Genomic DNA, 18,219 nt, shown 5'->3' on the forward strand with positions numbered 1-18,219 from the left:
ATTCTCTCAATAGCAGTGTGAAATAACGTAATTGAGCAACCTGCGATCCCTATTCAGTATTACTCCAGTATCAACTCTTTGCTGTATCCCTGATTATGGAGCTCACTATGCAAGCTTATTTCGATCAACTCGATCGCGTTCGTTATGAAGGTCCGAAATCCTCAAATCCTTTAGCGTTTCGTCATTACAACCCGGACGAGCTGGTGCTGGGTAAGCGCATGGAAGATCACCTGCGTTTTGCTGCCTGCTACTGGCACACCTTCTGCTGGAACGGTGCCGATATGTTTGGCGTGGGCTCATTCGATCGTCCGTGGCAGCAGCCAGGCGAAGCGCTGGAGCTGGCAAAACGCAAAGCGGATGTCGCCTTTGAGTTCTTCCACAAGCTGAATGTCCCTTATTACTGCTTCCACGATGTGGACGTTTCACCGGAAGGCGCATCGCTGAAAGAGTATCTGAATAACTTTGCGCAGATGGTCGATGTGCTGGCCGAAAAACAGCAGCAGAGCGGCGTGAAGCTGCTGTGGGGCACCGCCAACTGCTTTACTCATCCGCGCTATGGCGCAGGCGCTGCCACCAACCCGGACCCGGAAGTCTTCAGCTGGGCGGCCACGCAGGTGGTGACGGCAATGAATGCTACCCATAAGCTGGGCGGGGAAAACTATGTGCTGTGGGGCGGGCGTGAAGGCTACGAAACGCTGCTCAATACCGACTTACGTCAGGAGCGCGAGCAGATTGGCCGCTTCATGCAGATGGTTGTCGAGCATAAACACAAAATCGGCTTCCAGGGCACGCTGCTGATTGAGCCAAAACCGCAGGAGCCGACCAAGCATCAGTATGACTACGACGTGGCGACGGTCTACGGCTTCCTGAAGCAGTTCGGGCTGGAAAAAGAGATCAAGGTGAATATCGAAGCCAACCACGCGACGCTGGCGGGTCACTCGTTCCATCACGAGATCGCCTCTGCTATCGCGCTGGGCATTTTCGGCTCCGTAGATGCCAACCGCGGCGATCCGCAGCTGGGCTGGGATACCGATCAGTTCCCGGTCAGCGTGGAAGAAAACGCGCTGGTGATGTACGAAATTATCAAAGCGGGTGGGTTCACCACCGGCGGTCTGAACTTTGATGCCAAAGTGCGCCGTCAAAGTACCCATAAATACGATCTCTTCTATGGTCATATTGGGGCGATGGATACCATGGCGCTGTCGCTGAAAGTGGCTGCGCGCATGATTGAAGACGGTGAGCTGGATAAGCGCGTGGCGAAACGCTATGGCGGCTGGAACAGTGAGCTGGGCCAGCAAATTTTGAAAGGCCAGTTATCACTGACGGAACTGGCGAAGTACGCTGAACAGCATAACCTGGCGCCGCAGCACCAGAGTGGTCATCAGGAGCTGCTGGAAAACCTGGTGAATCATTACCTGTTCGACAAGTAACGGGTATCGCCGGGCGGCGCTATGCTTGCCCGGCCTACATTTTTTAAGGAGCCCAGGGTATGTATATCGGGATCGATCTTGGCACATCCGGTGTGAAAGCCATTCTGTTAAATGAACAGGGCGAAGTGCTGGCATCGCAAACAGAAAAATTGCAGGTTTCACGGCCACACCCACTCTGGTCTGAACAGGATCCTGAAGCCTGGTGGCTGGCAACGGATCGCGCCCTGAAAGCGCTTGGCAAGCAGCACGCGCTGCAGGACGTCAAAGCCCTGGGGATTGCCGGACAGATGCATGGCGCCACGCTGCTGGATAAAAACAACCGCGTGCTGCGCCCGGCCATTTTATGGAACGATGGCCGTTGCGCGGAAGAGTGCGCCCTGCTGGAAGAACGCGTGCCGACATCGCGGGCGATCACCGGCAACCTGATGATGCCGGGCTTCACCGCGCCAAAACTGCTGTGGGTACAGCGTCATGAACCCGAGATTTTTAGCCAGGTGGCGAAGGTATTGCTGCCAAAAGATTATCTGCGTCTGCGTATGACCGGCGAGTACGCCAGCGATATGTCCGATGCGGCAGGTACCCTGTGGCTCGACGTCGCAAAACGCGACTGGAGCGAGACAATGCTCGACGCCTGCCATCTCACCCGCGACCATATGCCCGCCCTGTTCGAGGGCTGTGAGCAAACCGGCACGCTGCTGCCGTCGGTCGCGCAGCAGTGGAATATGCCAGCCGTTCCGGTCGTGGCGGGAGGCGGGGATAATGCCGCGGGCGCAGTTGGCGTGGGGATGGCCGATGCCGGACAGGCGATGCTGTCTCTCGGCACCTCCGGCGTCTATTTTGCCGTGAGCGACGGCTATCGCAGTAACCCTGACAACGCGGTGCACAGCTTCTGCCATGCGTTACCGGGCAAATGGCACCTGATGTCGGTGATGCTCAGCGCGGCATCCTGCCTGGACTGGGCGGCGAAGCTCACCGGCCTGGAGAACGTACCGGCCCTGCTCGATGCCGCGCAGCAGGCGGATGAAAATGCAGGCACTCTCTGGTTCCTCCCCTATCTTTCCGGCGAGCGTACGCCGCATAACAATCCGCAGGCGAAAGGGGTCTTTTTTGGTTTAACCCATCAGCATGGCCCGGCTGAACTGGCGCGCGCCGTGCTGGAAGGGGTGGGTTATGCTCTTGCTGATGGTATGGATGTGGTGCATGAGTGCGGACTCACTCCGACCAGCATTACGCTGATCGGCGGCGGGGCGCGCAGCCCTTACTGGCGTCAGATGCTGGCGGATATCAGCGGGCAGCGGCTGGATTACCGCACTGGCGGTGACGTCGGGCCTGCGCTGGGCGCGGCGCGGCTGGCACAGATTGCGATGAACCCGGGTAAACCGCTGTCGTCGCTGTTGCCACAGCTGGCGCTGGAACAGCAGCACATTCCGAATGCCGATCGCCATGCCCGCTATGCCGGGCGACGCGAAGTGTTCCGCAAAATCTATCAGCAGCTTCTGCCACTGATGTCGTGAAACAGCGCCGGGTGGCGGCTTCGCCTAACCCGGCCTACCCATCTTTATATTTTAAATGATTGATTCTAAATAATTATTTATTTGTATGGTTTTTTTCCGAATTCGGACTTCTCCGCGCCCTTCATTACAGTGGATCGCAAGACTTCATCCATAATGCCTCGTTTAGTTCCCTGGTGAGGTTTACGTGAAAATGGAAAGAGACGTGACAAATAGCTCCCCTGCTTTTAATGCCGTATCCTGGCTTGCCCTTCTTGGTGGGATCATTAGCTATCTGGTTGGTTTATGGAATGCGGATATGCAGCTCAATGAGAAAGGGTATTACTTTGCGGTCATTATCCTTGGCTTGTTTTCTGCCGCCTCTTATCAGAAAACCGTTCGTGACAAATATGAAGGGATCCCGACGACGTCGCTCTACTATATGACGTGCCTGACGGCATTCATTATCGCCGTCGCGCTTTTAGTGGTGGGTTTGTGGAATGCCACTCTGTTGCTGAGCGAGAAGGGCTTTTATGGTCTTGCGTTCTTCTTAAGCTTATTTGGTGCGGTGGCTGTGCAAAAAAACGTGCGGGACAGTGCGGCGCACACTTCGTCTGATACGATCGCAGAACAGAAAGAGATCGTCTGAAAAAGCGCCCGGTGGCGTTTCGTTTGCACAGCCTTGTAGGCCCGTGCAAGCGAAGCGCCGCCGGGCAAACAAGCCGCACACTCAGCTCACAAACCTGCGCGTATCAACGCGCTGTAACAGCATCGACAGCAACAGGCTGACCGCCACCGTTATGGAGAAGATCCAGACGATATCCAGCAGCGGCCAGCTCTTTAACTCCACCCCGCGCGTGCGCAGGGCGTGGATCACCAGCGCGTGAAAACCGTAGATCCCCAGCGAGTTCCGTGAAATTAACCCCAGCAGCGGCAGGGGGCGCGCATTGAGCGTGTTTTTCACCAGGGTAAATAACGAAACCGCGCAGATAAAGACCATCGGGCCACAGTAGAGATACCAGGTATCGGCGAAAGTGCCGCGCCACTGCAGCTCATGCAGCGTACCGCGAGAGATAATCGCCACCGCGGCAATAAACAGGGCGGCACACAGGGCATTCAGCCAGCGTTTGCGGGTATCCATCATTCCCAGGGCGCGGCCCAGCATGCCGTACAGCACGTAATAGAAGGTGTCGCCGTTGATATAGAGATTGATGGGCAGCCATTCAAACCCGCCCATTTTTTGCGAGACCGTATTGGGGTTCGCCACGATGCCAATCACGACCATCAGCGCCAGCAGCATTTTGCCGCTCGTGCTTTTCACCTGCACCAGCGGGGAGAGCAGATAAATCACGATAATGGCGAAGAAAAACCACAGGTGATAGAAGACCGGCTTTTGCAGCAGGTATTTCAGCGACAGCTCGCTGTTAATCGAGGTAAAAAGCACGATATAGAGGAACGCCACGGTGCTGTAAAACAGCAGGCACAGACCGATGCGTAAAAAGTGGCGCGGTTGCGCGCTGCGTTCTCCAAAAAAGAGATAGCCGGAGATCATGAAAAAGAGCGGCACGCTCACCCGCGATGCGGAGTTGAGCACGTTGGCGACATCCCAGTTTATAAGACTGACGGCGGGGGCGTTGGTGATATACCAGGTGGTGGTATGGATCATCACCACCATCAAACAGGCGATTCCCCGCAAATTATCAATCCAGTTAATTTTTTCCTGCATCCATCCCTCTGTTTACACATTAAAAAGAGTCTGACTGTGATATTGATTCAGACGCTCGTTGGAAAATTCTGAGTTTGCATCGTCCTGCTTGTGCCGGGGCGGTGAGATTCGCAGAATGCCGGGCCATAATCTATAAAGTTTAGAGTTTAAAATAACAGCCACAGCAGAGGGCGGTAATATAAATGATGATGCGTGCGATATGGCTCTTGCTACCCGCGCTACTGGCCAGCTGCGCGGCTCAGGAGACCTCCCCGGCGCAAAAAGCGCAAACCCAAAAGGTCAGCCCGGAGCATTCCCTGGATATGGAACAGCTGTGTAAGGATCGGGCGGCCCAGCGCTACAATACCGGCGCGCAAAAAATCGACGTCACCGCCTTTGAGCAGTTTCAGGGTAGCTACGAGATGCAGGGCTTCACTGCCCGCAATGAGAGTTTCATCTGTTCTTTTGATGCAGATGGCCATTTTTTACACCTTTCGATGCGTTGAGATAGCCGCTTAATGCGCTGGCTGCGCCTGCAGGGTGCTGTCAGCTATGCTTATTTCCCAATTTTCCCTAAACAACCCCGTTTCGTACTGTATATCTTGCACTCAGCGGGTATACTGAACCCTTCCATTTAAAACCACACGTATCCAGCACGAAATACTATGCAAAAGTTTGATACTAAGACCTTCCAGGGCCTGATCCTGACCTTACAGGATTACTGGGCTCGCCAGGGCTGCACCATTGTTCAACCTTTGGACATGGAAGTGGGCGCCGGCACTTCACACCCGATGACCAGCCTGCGTGCACTGGGGCCAGAGCCGATGGCTACCGCCTATGTACAGCCATCCCGCCGCCCGACCGATGGTCGCTACGGTGAAAACCCGAACCGTTTACAGCATTACTATCAGTTCCAGGTGGTGATTAAGCCATCGCCAGACAACATTCAGGAACTGTATCTCGGGTCGCTGAAAGAGCTGGGTATGGATCCGACCATTCATGACATTCGTTTCGTGGAAGATAACTGGGAAAACCCAACGCTGGGTGCCTGGGGTCTGGGTTGGGAAGTGTGGCTGAACGGAATGGAAGTGACGCAGTTCACCTACTTCCAGCAGGTTGGCGGTCTGGAATGTAAACCGATCACCGGTGAAATCACCTACGGTCTGGAACGTCTGGCCATGTATATTCAGGGCGTAGACAGCGTTTACGACCTGGTCTGGAGCGACGGCCCGCTGGGTAAAACCACCTACGGCGACGTGTTCCATCAGAACGAAGTGGAACAATCCACCTATAACTTTGAATACGCGGACGTGGACTTCCTGTTCACCTGCTTCGAGCAGTACGAGAAAGAAGCCCAGCAGCTGCTGGCGCTGGAGACTCCGCTGCCGCTGCCTGCCTACGAGCGTATTCTGAAGGCCGCCCACAGCTTCAACCTGCTGGACGCCCGTAAAGCGATCTCCGTGACTGAACGTCAGCGCTACATTCTGCGTATTCGTACCCTGACCAAAGCCGTTGCAGAAGCTTACTATGCGTCCCGTGAAGCCCTTGGCTTCCCGATGTGCAACCGAAACAAATAAGAGGCGGCCATGTCTGAGAAAACTTTCCTGGTGGAAATTGGCACCGAAGAGCTGCCACCAAAAGCCCTGCGCAGCCTGGCTGAATCTTTCGCTGCGAACGTGACTGCTGAGCTGGATAACGCTGGCCTGGCGCACGGTAAAATTGAGTGGTTTGCTGCTCCGCGTCGTCTGGCGCTGAAAGTGGCTAACCTGGCGGCGTCTCAGCCCGATCGCGAAGTTGAAAAGCGCGGCCCGGCGATTGCCCAGGCGTTCGACGCCGAAGGCAAACCGAGCAAAGCGGCAGAAGGCTGGGCGCGTGGTTGCGGTATCACCGTTGACCAGGCCGAGCGTCTGACCACCGACAAAGGCGAATGGCTGCTCTATCGCGCCCACGTGAAAGGCGAAAGCGCAGAAGCGCTGCTGCCAAACATGATTGCCACCTCGCTGGCGAAGCTGCCAATTCCTAAGCTGATGCGCTGGGGCGCAAGCGACGTGCACTTCGTGCGTCCGGTTCACACCGTGACTCTTCTGCTGGGCGATACCGTTATTCCTGCCACCATTCTGGGCGTTGCGTCCGATCGCGTGATCCGCGGCCACCGCTTTATGGGCGAGCCGGAGTTCACCATCGACAACGCCGATCAGTACCCTGAAATCCTGCTGGAACGCGGTAAAGTCATTGCTGACTACGAACAGCGTAAAGCCAAAATTAAAGCGGACGCGGAAGAAGCGGCCCGCCAGATTGGCGGTAAAGCCGATCTGAGCGACAGCCTGCTGGAAGAAGTGACCTCCCTGGTAGAATGGCCGGTTGTGCTGACCGCGAAGTTCGAAGAGAAGTTCCTCGCGGTTCCGGCGGAAGCGCTGGTTCACACCATGAAAGGTGACCAGAAGTACTTCCCGGTCTATGCCAACGACGGCAAGCTGCTGCCAAACTTCATCTTCGTGGCGAACATCGAATCGAAAGATCCGGTGCAGATCATCTCCGGTAACGAAAAAGTGGTTCGCCCGCGTCTGGCGGATGCGGAGTTCTTCTTCAATACCGACCGTAAAAAGCGTCTGGAAGATCACCTCCCGCGCCTGCAAACCGTGCTGTTCCAGCAGCAGCTGGGTACCCTGCGCGACAAGACCGACCGTATCGCGGAGCTAGCCGGCTGGATCGCCCGTGAAATCGGTGCCGACGTTAACCATGCCACCCGCGCGGGTCTGCTCTCCAAGTGCGACCTGATGACCAACATGGTGTTTGAATTTACCGACACCCAGGGCGTGATGGGCATGCACTACGCGCGTCACGATGGCGAAGCGGAAGATGTAGCCGTCGCCCTGAACGAGCAGTATCAGCCGCGCTTTGCCGGTGACGATCTGCCGTCCAACCCGGTTGCCTGTGCCGTGGCGATCGCCGACAAGATGGACACCCTGGCGGGTATCTTCGGTATCGGTCAGCATCCGAAAGGGGATAAAGACCCGTTCGCGCTGCGTCGTGCTGCGCTGGGCGTGCTGCGTATCATCGTTGAGAAGAACCTCAACCTCGATCTGCAGACCCTGACGGAAGAAGCGGTGCGTCTGTACGGCGACAAGCTGACCAACGCCAACGTGGTGGATGAGGTTATCGACTTTATGCTGGGCCGTTTCCGCGCCTGGTATCAGGACGAAGGCTACAGCGTGGACACCATTCAGGCGGTGCTGGCGCGTCGTCCAACCCGTCCGGCCGATTTCGATGCCCGTATGAAGGCGGTCTCCCACTTCCGTACCCTGGAAGCGGCATCGGCGCTGGCTGCGGCCAACAAGCGTGTCTCCAACATCCTGGCGAAATCCGATGAGACGCTGAACGAGCGCGTAAATGCCGCGACGCTGAAAGAGCCGGAAGAGATCGCTCTTGCGATGCAGGTTGTGGTGCTGCGCGACAAGCTGGAGCCGGCCTTCGCTGAAGGTCGCTACCAGGAAGCGCTGGTGGAACTGGCTGAACTGCGCGACGTTATCGACGCCTTCTTCGAGAAAGTGATGGTGAACGTAGAGGATAAAGATCTGCGTATTAACCGCCTGACCATGCTCGAAAAACTGCGCGAGCTGTTCCTGCGTGTGGCGGATATTTCTCTGCTGCAGTAAGAGGCTTTTGCCCGGCGGCGCTACGCTTGCTAAAAAACCCGCTTCGGCGGGTTTTTTTATGGCGTGCCGTTGAAAATTTAACCTTGAAACCCTGAACAAAAACCGGCTATCCTTTCTCCGGTTACTTTTCTCCCTCTGGAGCGCCCCCCAAAAATGAATAAACACGACTGATGAATTTCGATCCTTGCTAAACGCCACCGCGTCGGCAGGGGATGTTTTGATTTCATTCAGGAGTGCTTATGGCTCATTTTGCGCAATCCCCTTCTTTTATTTTGCATCAGGTCACCTGTCAGTTTCCGACAGGCGATACCCTTTTTGGCCCGCTGAATCTCTCGCTGGAGCCCTCGCTGTGCGCGCTGGTTGGCCGTAACGGCAGCGGCAAAACCCGTCTCCTGCGCCTGCTGGCCGGGCTGGACGTGCCTGCCAGCGGCCATATTGAGCGTTTCGGCACGCACAGCTATGTGGCGCAACAGCACGATATTTCTCCCCACACCACGCTGGCCCAGCTGCTTGGCTATGAAAATCTTTTCGCAGCCCGCGAGCGTATCGACAGTGGTGATTATCTGCCTGAGGATCTGGAGCGTCTCGACGGTTACTGGGATTTAACGGAACGACTGAGCGAGGCGTTTATCGGCGCCGGGCTTGCGCCGTTTGATCCCAACAGGCTGGCCGCTGAACTGAGCGGCGGCCAGCGAGTTCGCGCTCTGCTGTGCGGCGCGTTTACGGCGAATGCGGACTCTCTGCTACTGGACGAACCCACCAACCACCTCGACAGGCAGGGGCGGGCGTGGTTTTACGAGCAACTTGCCCGGCATGCCGGTTGCGTGCTGGTCGCTTCACACGATCGTGAGCTGCTGGCACAGGTGCCGCGCATTCTGGAACTCAGCGCGTCGGGGTTGCACAGTTATGGCGGCAATTACGCTGACTATCAGCGTCAGCGGGATGCGGAACAGCAGGCCGCCCGTGCGGCGCTGGAGCATGCAGCGAACGAGCGCAAACGCACCCGCGCGCGTCAGCAAAAGGAGCATGACGACAGCCTGCGCCGGTCGGCGAAAACCCTGCGCACGGTGGATAGCCTTAATATCGCCTCGTTTGAGCGCGTTAAGTATAAAGGGGCAGCAAAGGAGCGTCCGGGCGCGTGGCGCAAACAGCATCATGAGCAACAGGATGCGATGAACGCGGCGGTCAATCAGGCGCGGGAGCGGGTGGAAGAGGAAAACCCGGTGATGTTTACCCTGCCAGGCAGCCAGATTGCGGAGGGAAAACAGGTGCTGGTGCTGGAAGATCTGGTGCTGCCGCACGTCACGATGGCGCCGCTTAACTGGCGCATGGATGGGCCGATGCGGGTGGCGTTGCGGGGGCCGAATGGCTGCGGGAAATCCACCTTGCTGAAAGCCATCCTCGGCCAGTGCCTGCCTGTTTCGGGGCATTGCCGGACGTCGGTCACGGTGGCGTATCTCGATCAGCACTTATCGCAGCTGGATTTGTCGCAATCCGTTATCTCCCACCTCAATTTGCATAACACGCCGCTGGAAGAGGGGATACTGCGCAGCCGTCTGGCCCAGTTGCAGCTGGGCGCCGATCGGGTGACGCTCCCGCTTTCAGCGCTCAGCGGCGGCGAACGCTTAAAAGCGGCGCTGGCCTGTGTGCTGTGGCGGGAAGAGGCGACGCAGCTCTTGCTGCTCGATGAACCGACTAACCATCTGGATCTGGCTTCGACACGTGCTATCGAGGCGGCGCTGGCTGGCTTTACAGGCGCACTGCTGGTGGTATCGCATGACGACGCTTTTTTGGATGGTCTGAAGCTGACCCATGAACTGGCATGGCTGGAGGGGGAGTGGCGCGGTGAAAGGCGGTAATAAAAACACAAACCCCCGCAAATGCGGGGGCTAAACATTACTACTCAGTCAACTGCTTGCGGAGTGCCGGGTTAGCCTGAATTAGGCTCATCAGCTTCAGCTCGGTCATGGAGGGCTTCACTCTTTTTGATTCCCACTCCTGAACCATCGCTACGCTGACACCCATTGCTCGTGCGAAATCATCGGTTTTCATCCCTGTCCCTTTGCGTAAGCGCTCAAATTCCGTAAAGGGGTTAGACTTTTGCGAACGGGTCACCGTCTGCGGTGCATCCTTAAAAACAATCTGTTCCAGACTGCTTAGCAGATCAAACATAGGATCTTTTAATTCCATTGAGAACTCCTCATAAATCACACTGCGGGATCGTGAACATTAGAGAGCAATTTAAGAATAGTCGCTAAAACTGAGAACAGATCGTAACGTGCGTGATTAATTGTTAGAGATACGTTTCGCTGGCTCGCTTTTCAAACCGACTGAGTATGCTAATGACTTGATTATTCAGTAGCGCCATAGCACCAGGTATTTTTTTGTAAATAGTAAGAATTTATATGGCAATAATCGTTTTACATGAAAAGGGTATCTTGCGGGCCTGACCTAGACTATTCTGTCACCGTTGGGCACGCGTGTGCCGGTGTGCGCTTTTTTGGGTGAAAGGAGTAATAACAATGGCGACAGGAAAGCCCTGCTCTCGCTGGTTTGCGCCGCTTGCGGCGTTATTAATGATAGTTAGCCTGAGTGGGTGTTTCGATAAGGAAGGGGATCAGCGCAAAGCGTTTATCGACTTCCTGCAAAATACTGCGATGCGTAGTGGCGAGCGTTTGCCAACGCTGACTGCGGATCAGAAAAAACAGTTTGGTCCCTTCGTTTCTGACTATGCCATTTTGTATGGTTATTCACAGCAGGTGAATCAGGCGATGGACGCCGGACTGCGTCCGGTGGTGGATAGCGTGAATGCGATTCGCGTACCGCAGGATTACGTGACCCAGCGTGAACCGCTGAGCCAGTCAAACGGTGCACTGGGTGTGCTGGGCCAGCAGCTGCAGAACGCCAAAATGCAGGCCGATGGCGCGCGCTCTGCGCTGAAGCAGGGCGAAGATCTGAAGCCTGTGTTCGACAAAGTGTATGAAAAAGTGGTGACCAAACCAGCCGAAGCTCTGCAGCCGCTTATTCCAGCAGCCCAGATCTTTACACAGCAGCTGGTGCAGGTAGCGGATTATATTTCCCAGCAGGGTACCCAGGTGAGCTTTGTCTCCAACGGTATTCAGTTCCCGACCTCGCAGCAGGCCAGCCAGTACAATGCGCTGATTGGGCCGCTGGCCGCGCAGCATCAGGCGTTCAGCCAGGCGTGGAGCGCGGCGATGGCCGCAACGGAATAACGTCTGAAAGCGTACTCGCATTTTGCCGGGCAATGCTGCGTAAACCTGTAGGCCCGCGCAAGCGAAACGCTGCCGGGCACATTCCAGAATAAAAAACCCCGCTGCAAAGCGGGGTTTTTTATCTTCTCAGAAAATAAAGCTTGTCTTTGATCCGCGAACTATGTCTTAATACACCTCGTCGGTTTGTTACACAGACCTAGAGCAGTTTAGTTAAGCAGTCCAGATGCGTTATCTTAGATACCCTTCGTAGTGACCCTTCCTTCATCGCTTAAAAATCTGTAACACATTCCATCATCGCGCCGGAAGGCAAAACAAATTTTTAAAAGGTAATATCTATGTCTGGTAAAATGACTGGTCTGGTAAAATGGTTCAACGCTGATAAAGGTTTCGGCTTCATCACTCCTGACGATGGCTCTAAAGACGTGTTCGTACACTTCTCTGCTATCCAGAACGATGGCTACAAATCTCTGGACGAAGGTCAGAAAGTTTCCTTCACCATCGAAAGCGGCGCTAAAGGCCCAGCAGCTGGTAACGTTGTAAGCCTGTAAGCTTCCAACTCAGCGAAAGAATTTAAAAACCCGCCTCTGGCGGGTTTTTTTCGTTTAAGGTTTAACTTGCGGATTGACGCAGTTTTTATCCACCTTGCCCTGCAGGGCGTCGATCAGGTTTTCCACCGCACAGGCCGCCATGTTATAGCGCGTTTCGTGGGTGGCGGAGCCAATATGCGGCAGCGCGACCACGTTTGGCATTTTCAGCAGTTCCGAGCTCACCGGTAGTGGCTCCTGCTCAAATACGTCCAGCCCCGCGGCGTGGATCTCACCGTTTTTCAACGCTGCAATCAGCGCCTGTTCATCCACCACCGGACCGCGTCCTGCATTAATAAAGATGGCGGATTTCTTCATCTTCTCAAACTGCGCTTTGCCGAACATATGGTGAGTTTCATCGGTCAGCGGCAGGATCAGGCAGACGAAATCCGCTTCCTGCAACAGGGTATCCAGATCACAGGGGCGGGCGTTAAAGCGTTCTTCAGCCTCTTTATGCTGGCGGCGCGCGTTATACAGAATCGGCATGTTGAAACCGAAGTGGGCGCGCTGGGCCAGCGCCATGCCGATGCGGCCCATCCCGACAATACCCAGCGTTTTGCCATGCACATCGACACCAAACCAGTCCGGACCGATGCTTTTGGTCCACTCTCCGGCTTTAACGCGCTCGGCCACTTCCACCACGCGACGCGCGCTGCTGAGCACCAGCGCCATCAGCGTATCTGCCACGGTTTCGGTGAGTACGGTTGGCGTGTGCATCAGCAGGATATTGCGGGCATTCAGCGCATCGACGTCAAAGTTGTCATAGCCTACCGATATGGTCGAGGTTGCACGCAGCGCAGGCATTTTTTCCAGCAGTGCGGCATCCACCTTTTCGCTGGAGCCCAGCAGCCCGACGGCACCGGCGAACGCCTCAGCATGCTGCTCCACCGTCTCCGGGCTCAGGTTGTTAACCCGGGTAACGGTGAAATGATCTTCAAGGCGCTGCTGCAGGGCATCAGGCAGGGCTTTATACAAAATGACGGACGGCTTCATGCTAATCTCCGTTGATTTTAAAAGGGTTCAGGCGTGGCGTGCGCCGACGGGAAGGTTCTGATTATTAGCAGGCTTAACAATTAAAGTAAGCCACACCGAGGCAAAAAGCGCCACCCCCATAAAGATGTACGAGGCTGACGGGCCGCCGGTCACACCGTTCAGATAGCCCACGAACCATGAACCAAAGAAGGAACCCAGCGCACCCATGCTGTTGATCAGCGCCATCGCGCCGCCCGCCACGTTACGCGGCAGCATTTCCGGGATAATGGCAAAGAACGGACCATACGGGGCATACATCGCCGCACCGGCAATCACCAGCAGCGTATAGGAAACCCAGAAGTGGTTCGCGCCCACTGCCCACGAGCCGATAAAGGCGCATGCAGCAATCAACAGCAGCGGCCAGACGAACAGCTTACGGTTTTGCAGTTTGTCCGACGCCCAGGAGACCACAATCATGGCGATGGTTGCTGCCAGATAAGGCACGGAGGAGAGCCAGCCCACTTCAACCATGCCGAGGTTATCGCCCGCGCTGCGGATGATAGACGGCAGCCACAGAACGAAACCGTAAACACCGATACTCCAGGTGAAATATTGCATGCACAGCAGTACCACGTTGCGGGAGCGGAAGGCTTCGCCGTAGTTACGCACCGCTTTCAGTCCCTGCTGCTCTTTATCCAGCTGCGCCTGCAGGGCCGCTTTTTCATCTTCAGAGAGCCATTTGGCCTGGGCCGGTTTGTCTTTTACCAGCACCCACCAGCAGAAGGCCCAGATAATGGCCGGCACACCTTCAATAATGAACATCTCACGCCAGCCGAAGGACTGGATCAGATACCCGGAGACCACCGACATCCACAGTACCGTGACCGGGTTGCCGAGAATAAGGAAGGTATTGGCGCGCGAGCGTTCGGATTTGGTAAACCAGTTGCTGATGTAGATCAGCATCGCGGGCATGACCGCCGCTTCCACTACGCCGAGAATAAAACGAATGGCCGCCAGCGCCGGGATGTTATTCACCACCCCAGTGAGGGAGGCGCAGGCACCCCAGAGGATCAGGCAGATGAAGATCAGTTTGCGGACGCTGCGGCGTTCGGCATAGATGGCGCCAGGGATCTGGAAAAAGAAGTAACCGAGGAAGAAGAGAGCGCCCAGCAGCGAGGAGACGCCTTTGGTGATCCCCAGGTCTTCCGTAATGCCTGCGGCAGACGCGAAGCTAAAGTTCGCACGATCAAGGTACGCCAGGCTGTACGTGATAAACACGACAGGCATGATGTACCACCAGCGTTTTACTGCGTTTGTTGCATTGTTCATAGGCTTGCCTCTGTCGTTGAGGGGGTTACCGCCGTTGTCTGTAGGGTACACGGTGGTTTAATCGTTAGCCCACTCTCCCCTGTAGGGAGAGGGAATTTATGCGTCCAGTTGCGCCCGGGTGGGTAATCCTTCGCTGTCGCCCTGAACCTGGATCGCCAGCGAGCCGATAACATTGCCGCGCGTGACGGCCTGATGCAGCGTTTTGCCTTCCAGCAGGGCGCTGACCACACCAACAGCAAAGCCGTCTCCCGCGCCGACGGTATCGACGACGTTCTCGACCTTCACTGCCGCCACGGCACCCTGCTCGCCATCGGCGGTTTTATACCAGGCGCCGTCGGCACCGGTTTTCAGGATCACGGCCTTCACGCCCCGGTTCAGGTAAAAATCGGCGATCCCTTCCGGGGTGTTTTCCCCGGTCAGGATGAGGCCCTCTTTCAGGCCGGGTAATACCCAGTCGGCCTGGAAGGCGAGGTGGTTCAGCTTCTCCACCATCTCCGCTTCGCTTTTCCACAGCACCGGGCGCAGATTGGGATCGAACGAAATGGTTTTCCCCGCGGCTTTCATGGCACCCGCCGCGTGATCGAGCAGGGCGTAAGAGCTGGCGGACAGCGCTGCTGCCACGCCGCTCAGGTGCAGATGCCTTGCTGCGGTAAACCCGATCGGATTGAAATCTTCAACGGAGAGGTGGCTGGCCGCCGAGCCTTTGCGGAAATACTCCACAATGGGATCGGTTCCATCGGTGACTTTTGATTTAAGCTGGAAGCCCGTCGGATAACGGTCGTCTATGGTCACGCCTGCGGTCTCGATCCCCTCTTTTTTCAGGGTGTCGAGCACAAACTGGCCGAAGCTGTCATTGCCGACGCGGCTCACCCAGCCCACCTTCAGGCCAAGGCGTGCCAGCCCGGTGGCAACGTTCAGCTCGGCACCCGCGACGCGCTTCATAAAGTGATCGACTTCGCTTAAGTCACCGGTGTGGGTAGCCACAAACATAGCCATCGCTTCACCAATGGTGATGACATCCAGAGTATTCGGCATCGCTTACGCCTCCCGCAGTAAATTGACGTAATGACGGGTGACCGCCGTCAGATCGGGCCCTTCAAGCGGAAACTCGATCCCGCGTGGGACATCGCCGGGCAGTTGCTCCAGCAGGGCCTGCCAGCGGGTGCTGTCCTGGTCCGGCGGCACGGCGCGATACTGCTGCTGATGAGGAACGGCGGCCTTAACGTGGATATAGCTCACCGCGGGCGCCAGATGCTTCGCGGCTTCTTCCGGTGATTCACCCACCCACAGCCAGTTGCCCATATCGAATGTCAGCGTGACCGGCAGGCTCATTACCCGGCAGGCCGCCTTGAAACGCTGCATCGGCGCCAGCTGGCCGCAACGCGTCTGGTCGTTTTCCACCACCAGCGTCATGCCGGTTTCATCGAGCAGGGCGCGCAGCGCATCGAGCTGCTGCTTATCGCTGAAGTTGCCGAGGGAGACCTTCAGCCACAGGGCGTTGAGCGTCGCGGCCTCGGCAAGGTAGCCGGGCAGCATAGGGTTGAGGGTGCCATCCGTGCTAAACAGCGCATCGGGAGCGGAGTAGCAGGCCAACAGGCCGAGCAGTTCAATGGACTCGGCAAGGGTGGGTAAGGTTGCCAGTTCGGCATCGCTGAATAACTCCCGGCGGATCTCGACGCCATCCGCGCCTGCCCCGGCGATAACCGGCAGCATGGCGCGCTGCCCACCCGCTTGCCGTACCTGGTCAGCGCCATACGCGGCGGTGACAACAATAATTTTTCTGCCCATTGGCGGACTCCATCACGTAGCTGATACTCTTTACGCTAGATGGAACCGGTTCCAAAGAAAAGTTCAGGATGCCGGATTTATGATCGCCATCACGAAGGGGGATTAACGCGCCGTGGAACCGCGCACGATCAGCTCCCCGGAGAAGACCTGCTCCCGGACCGCTTCATCGGCGCCGTTGATCCGGCGAACCACCTGCTCGACGGCGGCGAAGCCAATCTGCCAGGTGGGCTGTTTAAGGGTGGTGATGCCGACGCCGGCCAGCTCGGCCCACTCCAGTTCGTCAAAGCCCAGCAGACCGATATCACTGCCCCAGTGCAGGCCGATGCGCTTAAGCGATCGGGCGACCTGTAGCGTTAAAGCGCCGTTAGCGGAGATGACCGCCTTGCGCATGCCGCGATGACGGGTATGGAACTGGCGCAGGGCATTATCCATCTGCCCGGCTTCATGGAGGGGGATTTCGACGTTCTCGGCGATCACGCCAGTATAACGGGCGAGGGTCGCGCGAAACGCGCTGAGGCGCTCGCGACGGGTGTTGACCATCCCCAGCGGTTCGCTCAGAAACAGAATCGCTTCAAAGCCTTGTTCTATCAGATGTTCCGTGGCGGTGGTGGCGGCCTGGGTGTTGTCCAGCCCTACCACATCACAGGCGAAATCCGGGATTTTGCGGTCAATTAGCACCATCGGCAGGGCGGACTGTTGCAAACGGTTCAGCCCCTCTTCACGCATTCCCACGGCGTTCACCACAATGCCCTCTACCTGATAGCTGCGCAGCAGATCGAGGTAGTGCAGCTCCTGGTCAAGTTCGTTGTTGGTGTTACACACCAGCGGGGTAAAGCCTTTTTCCCGGCAGGCGGCTTCGATGCCGCTGAGGACGTTCACAGAGTAGGGGTTGGTGATATCGGCGAGGATAAGCCCGATCAGGCGGGTTCGCCCGCGCTTCAGTCCCCTGGCCATCAGGCTGGGGCGATAGTCGAGTTCGGCGATGGCCTGTTCAATGCGGGCTAACAGCGCGTCGGACAGCAGGTGTTTTTCGCCGTTGAGGTAACGGGAGATGCTGGTCTTACCGGTTTTTGCGGCTTTCGCCACATCGCTGATGGTGGGCCGTGTTGATTTGCTCATCGCTGGTTTCCTTGCCTTGGGTGAGCATACCTTAGCGCGAAAATGCCCGGTGGCGCTACGCTTACCGGGACGACTGGCCGGGCAGGGCGATGCCGCCACCCGGCACACCCCTTACTGAATCGGGCTTAAGGTGATCTCAACGCGACGGTTCTGGGCTTTGCCTTCCGCCGTGCTGTTGCTGGCGATCGGATTCGCCGGGCCCATACCGCTGGTGCGAATACGGGTCGCCGCTACGCCCTGGGTGATCAGCGAGCTGGCCACCGCGTCAGCACGTTGCTGGGAGAGACGCATATTCAGATCCTGGCTGCCGGTGCTGTCGGTATAGCCCAGCACGTTCACCGCGGTTTTTTCGTACTCCTTGAGCACCATCGCCACGCCGGTCAGGGTATTAGCCCCAGCTGGTTTCAGCGTTGCGCTGTTACTGTCGAAGGTGACGTTGTTTGGCATGTTCAGAATAATGTTATCGCCGCTGCGGGTTACGCTCACGCCGGTGCCCTGCATTTTGTCGCGCAGCTTCGCTTCCTGCACGTCCATGTAATAACCGACACCGCCGCCCAGGGCTGCGCCTGCTGCGGCGCCAATCAGCGCGCCTTTGCCGCGATCTTTCTTTGAGGAGGAGAGTGCGCCAACACCTGCGCCTACCAGGGAGCCGAGGCCTGCGCCAATGCCTGATTTACCCGCTTCGCGTTCGCCGGTGTAAGGGTTGGTGGTGCAGCCTGAAACAACCAGTGCGCCGCTCACCACGGCGGCAATCATAAGTGCGCTTTTTTTCATCTTCTTTCCTTAAGCTTTTTTATTCTTTGCCACGACGGGCGTGGCGGTTGATTATGACGTGCAGTTACGGAGAAAATTCCGGGGATAACTCTTAAATTTGTGTCTAATCATAAACAGCCTCAATGAAGGCTGAGAAAAC

Annotated in this window: 17 protein-coding genes; 9 read left to right on the plus strand and 8 right to left on the minus strand. The window is 56.7% G+C overall.

Annotation, left to right across the window (positions count from 1 at the left end; translation table 11 throughout):
• The first annotated feature begins 107 nt into the window (after nt 1-107).
• From xylA to yiaA, 3 genes are all read left to right on the plus strand, one after another.
• Nucleotides 108-1,430 carry a xylose isomerase gene (gene xylA / locus C3406_RS19365; protein ID WP_103824351.1) on the plus strand — a complete coding sequence of 441 codons (1,323 nt, stop codon included), beginning with the start codon at nt 108-110 and terminating at the stop codon, nt 1,428-1,430.
• A gap of 59 nt (nt 1,431-1,489) precedes the next feature.
• A complete protein-coding gene (gene xylB / locus C3406_RS19370; protein WP_103824352.1) occupies nt 1,490-2,944 on the plus strand; it encodes a xylulokinase in 1,455 nt (484 codons plus the stop codon).
• A 190-nt stretch (nt 2,945-3,134) separates the two neighbouring features.
• On the plus strand, nt 3,135-3,569 hold the full coding sequence (gene yiaA, locus C3406_RS19375; protein ID WP_103824353.1) for an inner membrane protein YiaA: 435 nt from the start codon (nt 3,135-3,137) through the stop codon (nt 3,567-3,569).
• An 81-nt stretch (nt 3,570-3,650) separates the two neighbouring features.
• Here yiaA and C3406_RS19380 read toward each other — a convergent pair whose 3' ends face one another.
• On the minus strand, nt 3,651-4,646 hold the full coding sequence (locus tag C3406_RS19380) for an acyltransferase (RefSeq protein ID WP_103824354.1): 996 nt from the start codon (nt 4,644-4,646) through the stop codon (nt 3,651-3,653).
• Nucleotides 4,647-4,834: 188 nt separating this feature from the next.
• Here C3406_RS19380 and C3406_RS19385 point away from each other — a divergent pair, with 188 nt between their 5' ends.
• From C3406_RS19385 to C3406_RS19400, 4 genes are all read left to right on the plus strand, one after another.
• Nucleotides 4,835-5,131, plus strand: a complete 297-nt coding sequence (locus C3406_RS19385; protein ID WP_476629943.1) for a YsaB family lipoprotein — start codon at nt 4,835-4,837, stop codon at nt 5,129-5,131.
• Between the two features lie 159 nt (nt 5,132-5,290).
• Complete coding sequence (glyQ, locus tag C3406_RS19390; protein ID WP_003860141.1) at nt 5,291-6,202, plus strand: glycine--tRNA ligase subunit alpha; 912 nt, start codon at nt 5,291-5,293, stop codon at nt 6,200-6,202.
• Nucleotides 6,203-6,211: 9 nt separating this feature from the next.
• A complete protein-coding gene (gene glyS, locus C3406_RS19395) occupies nt 6,212-8,281 on the plus strand; it encodes a glycine--tRNA ligase subunit beta (RefSeq protein ID WP_103824356.1) in 2,070 nt (689 codons plus the stop codon).
• 239 nt (nt 8,282-8,520) lie between these two features.
• Nucleotides 8,521-10,140, plus strand: coding sequence for an ABC-F family ATP-binding cassette domain-containing protein (locus tag C3406_RS19400; RefSeq protein ID WP_103824357.1), 1,620 nt, complete (start codon nt 8,521-8,523; stop codon nt 10,138-10,140).
• Nucleotides 10,141-10,180: 40 nt separating this feature from the next.
• On the opposite strand, the gene C3406_RS19405 is transcribed toward C3406_RS19400, so the two are convergent.
• Nucleotides 10,181-10,471, minus strand: coding sequence for an HTH-type transcriptional regulator (locus C3406_RS19405; protein WP_103177777.1), 291 nt, complete (start codon nt 10,469-10,471; stop codon nt 10,181-10,183).
• A gap of 332 nt (nt 10,472-10,803) precedes the next feature.
• Between C3406_RS19405 and C3406_RS19410 the strand changes: the two genes are divergently transcribed.
• Together C3406_RS19410 and cspE are read left to right on the plus strand one after the other, a co-directional pair.
• Nucleotides 10,804-11,514 (plus strand): DUF3053 domain-containing protein, encoded by a 711-nt coding sequence (locus tag C3406_RS19410; RefSeq protein WP_103177778.1) that lies wholly within the window; start codon nt 10,804-10,806, stop codon nt 11,512-11,514.
• Nucleotides 11,515-11,849: 335 nt separating this feature from the next.
• On the plus strand, nt 11,850-12,062 hold the full coding sequence (cspE, locus tag C3406_RS19415; RefSeq protein ID WP_032615822.1) for a transcription antiterminator/RNA stability regulator CspE: 213 nt from the start codon (nt 11,850-11,852) through the stop codon (nt 12,060-12,062).
• Nucleotides 12,063-12,116: 54 nt separating this feature from the next.
• On the opposite strand, the gene ghrB is transcribed toward cspE, so the two are convergent.
• The 6 genes from ghrB to C3406_RS19445 form a co-directional block, all read right to left on the minus strand.
• Complete coding sequence (gene ghrB, locus C3406_RS19420) at nt 12,117-13,091, minus strand: glyoxylate/hydroxypyruvate reductase GhrB (RefSeq protein ID WP_103824358.1); 975 nt, start codon at nt 13,089-13,091, stop codon at nt 12,117-12,119.
• 27 nt (nt 13,092-13,118) lie between these two features.
• Entirely contained in the window at nt 13,119-14,399 is a 1,281-nt protein-coding gene (locus tag C3406_RS19425; RefSeq protein WP_103824359.1) for an MFS transporter, read from the minus strand.
• A gap of 96 nt (nt 14,400-14,495) precedes the next feature.
• Nucleotides 14,496-15,434 (minus strand): sugar kinase, encoded by a 939-nt coding sequence (locus C3406_RS19430; protein ID WP_103824360.1) that lies wholly within the window; start codon nt 15,432-15,434, stop codon nt 14,496-14,498.
• 3 nt (nt 15,435-15,437) lie between these two features.
• The gene (locus C3406_RS19435; RefSeq protein ID WP_103824361.1) at nt 15,438-16,187 is read right to left on the minus strand and encodes a sugar phosphate isomerase/epimerase family protein; all 750 of its coding nucleotides are present in this window, start codon (nt 16,185-16,187) and stop codon (nt 15,438-15,440) included.
• A gap of 102 nt (nt 16,188-16,289) precedes the next feature.
• Nucleotides 16,290-17,306, minus strand: coding sequence for a LacI family DNA-binding transcriptional regulator (locus tag C3406_RS19440; protein WP_103824362.1), 1,017 nt, complete (start codon nt 17,304-17,306; stop codon nt 16,290-16,292).
• A 111-nt stretch (nt 17,307-17,417) separates the two neighbouring features.
• A complete protein-coding gene (locus tag C3406_RS19445; protein WP_103824363.1) occupies nt 17,418-18,080 on the minus strand; it encodes an OmpA family lipoprotein in 663 nt (220 codons plus the stop codon).
• Nucleotides 18,081-18,219: the final 139 nt, after the last annotated feature.

This window comes from Leclercia sp. LSNIH8 (genome assembly GCF_002920195.1).
GTDB lineage: Bacteria > Pseudomonadota > Gammaproteobacteria > Enterobacterales > Enterobacteriaceae > Enterobacter.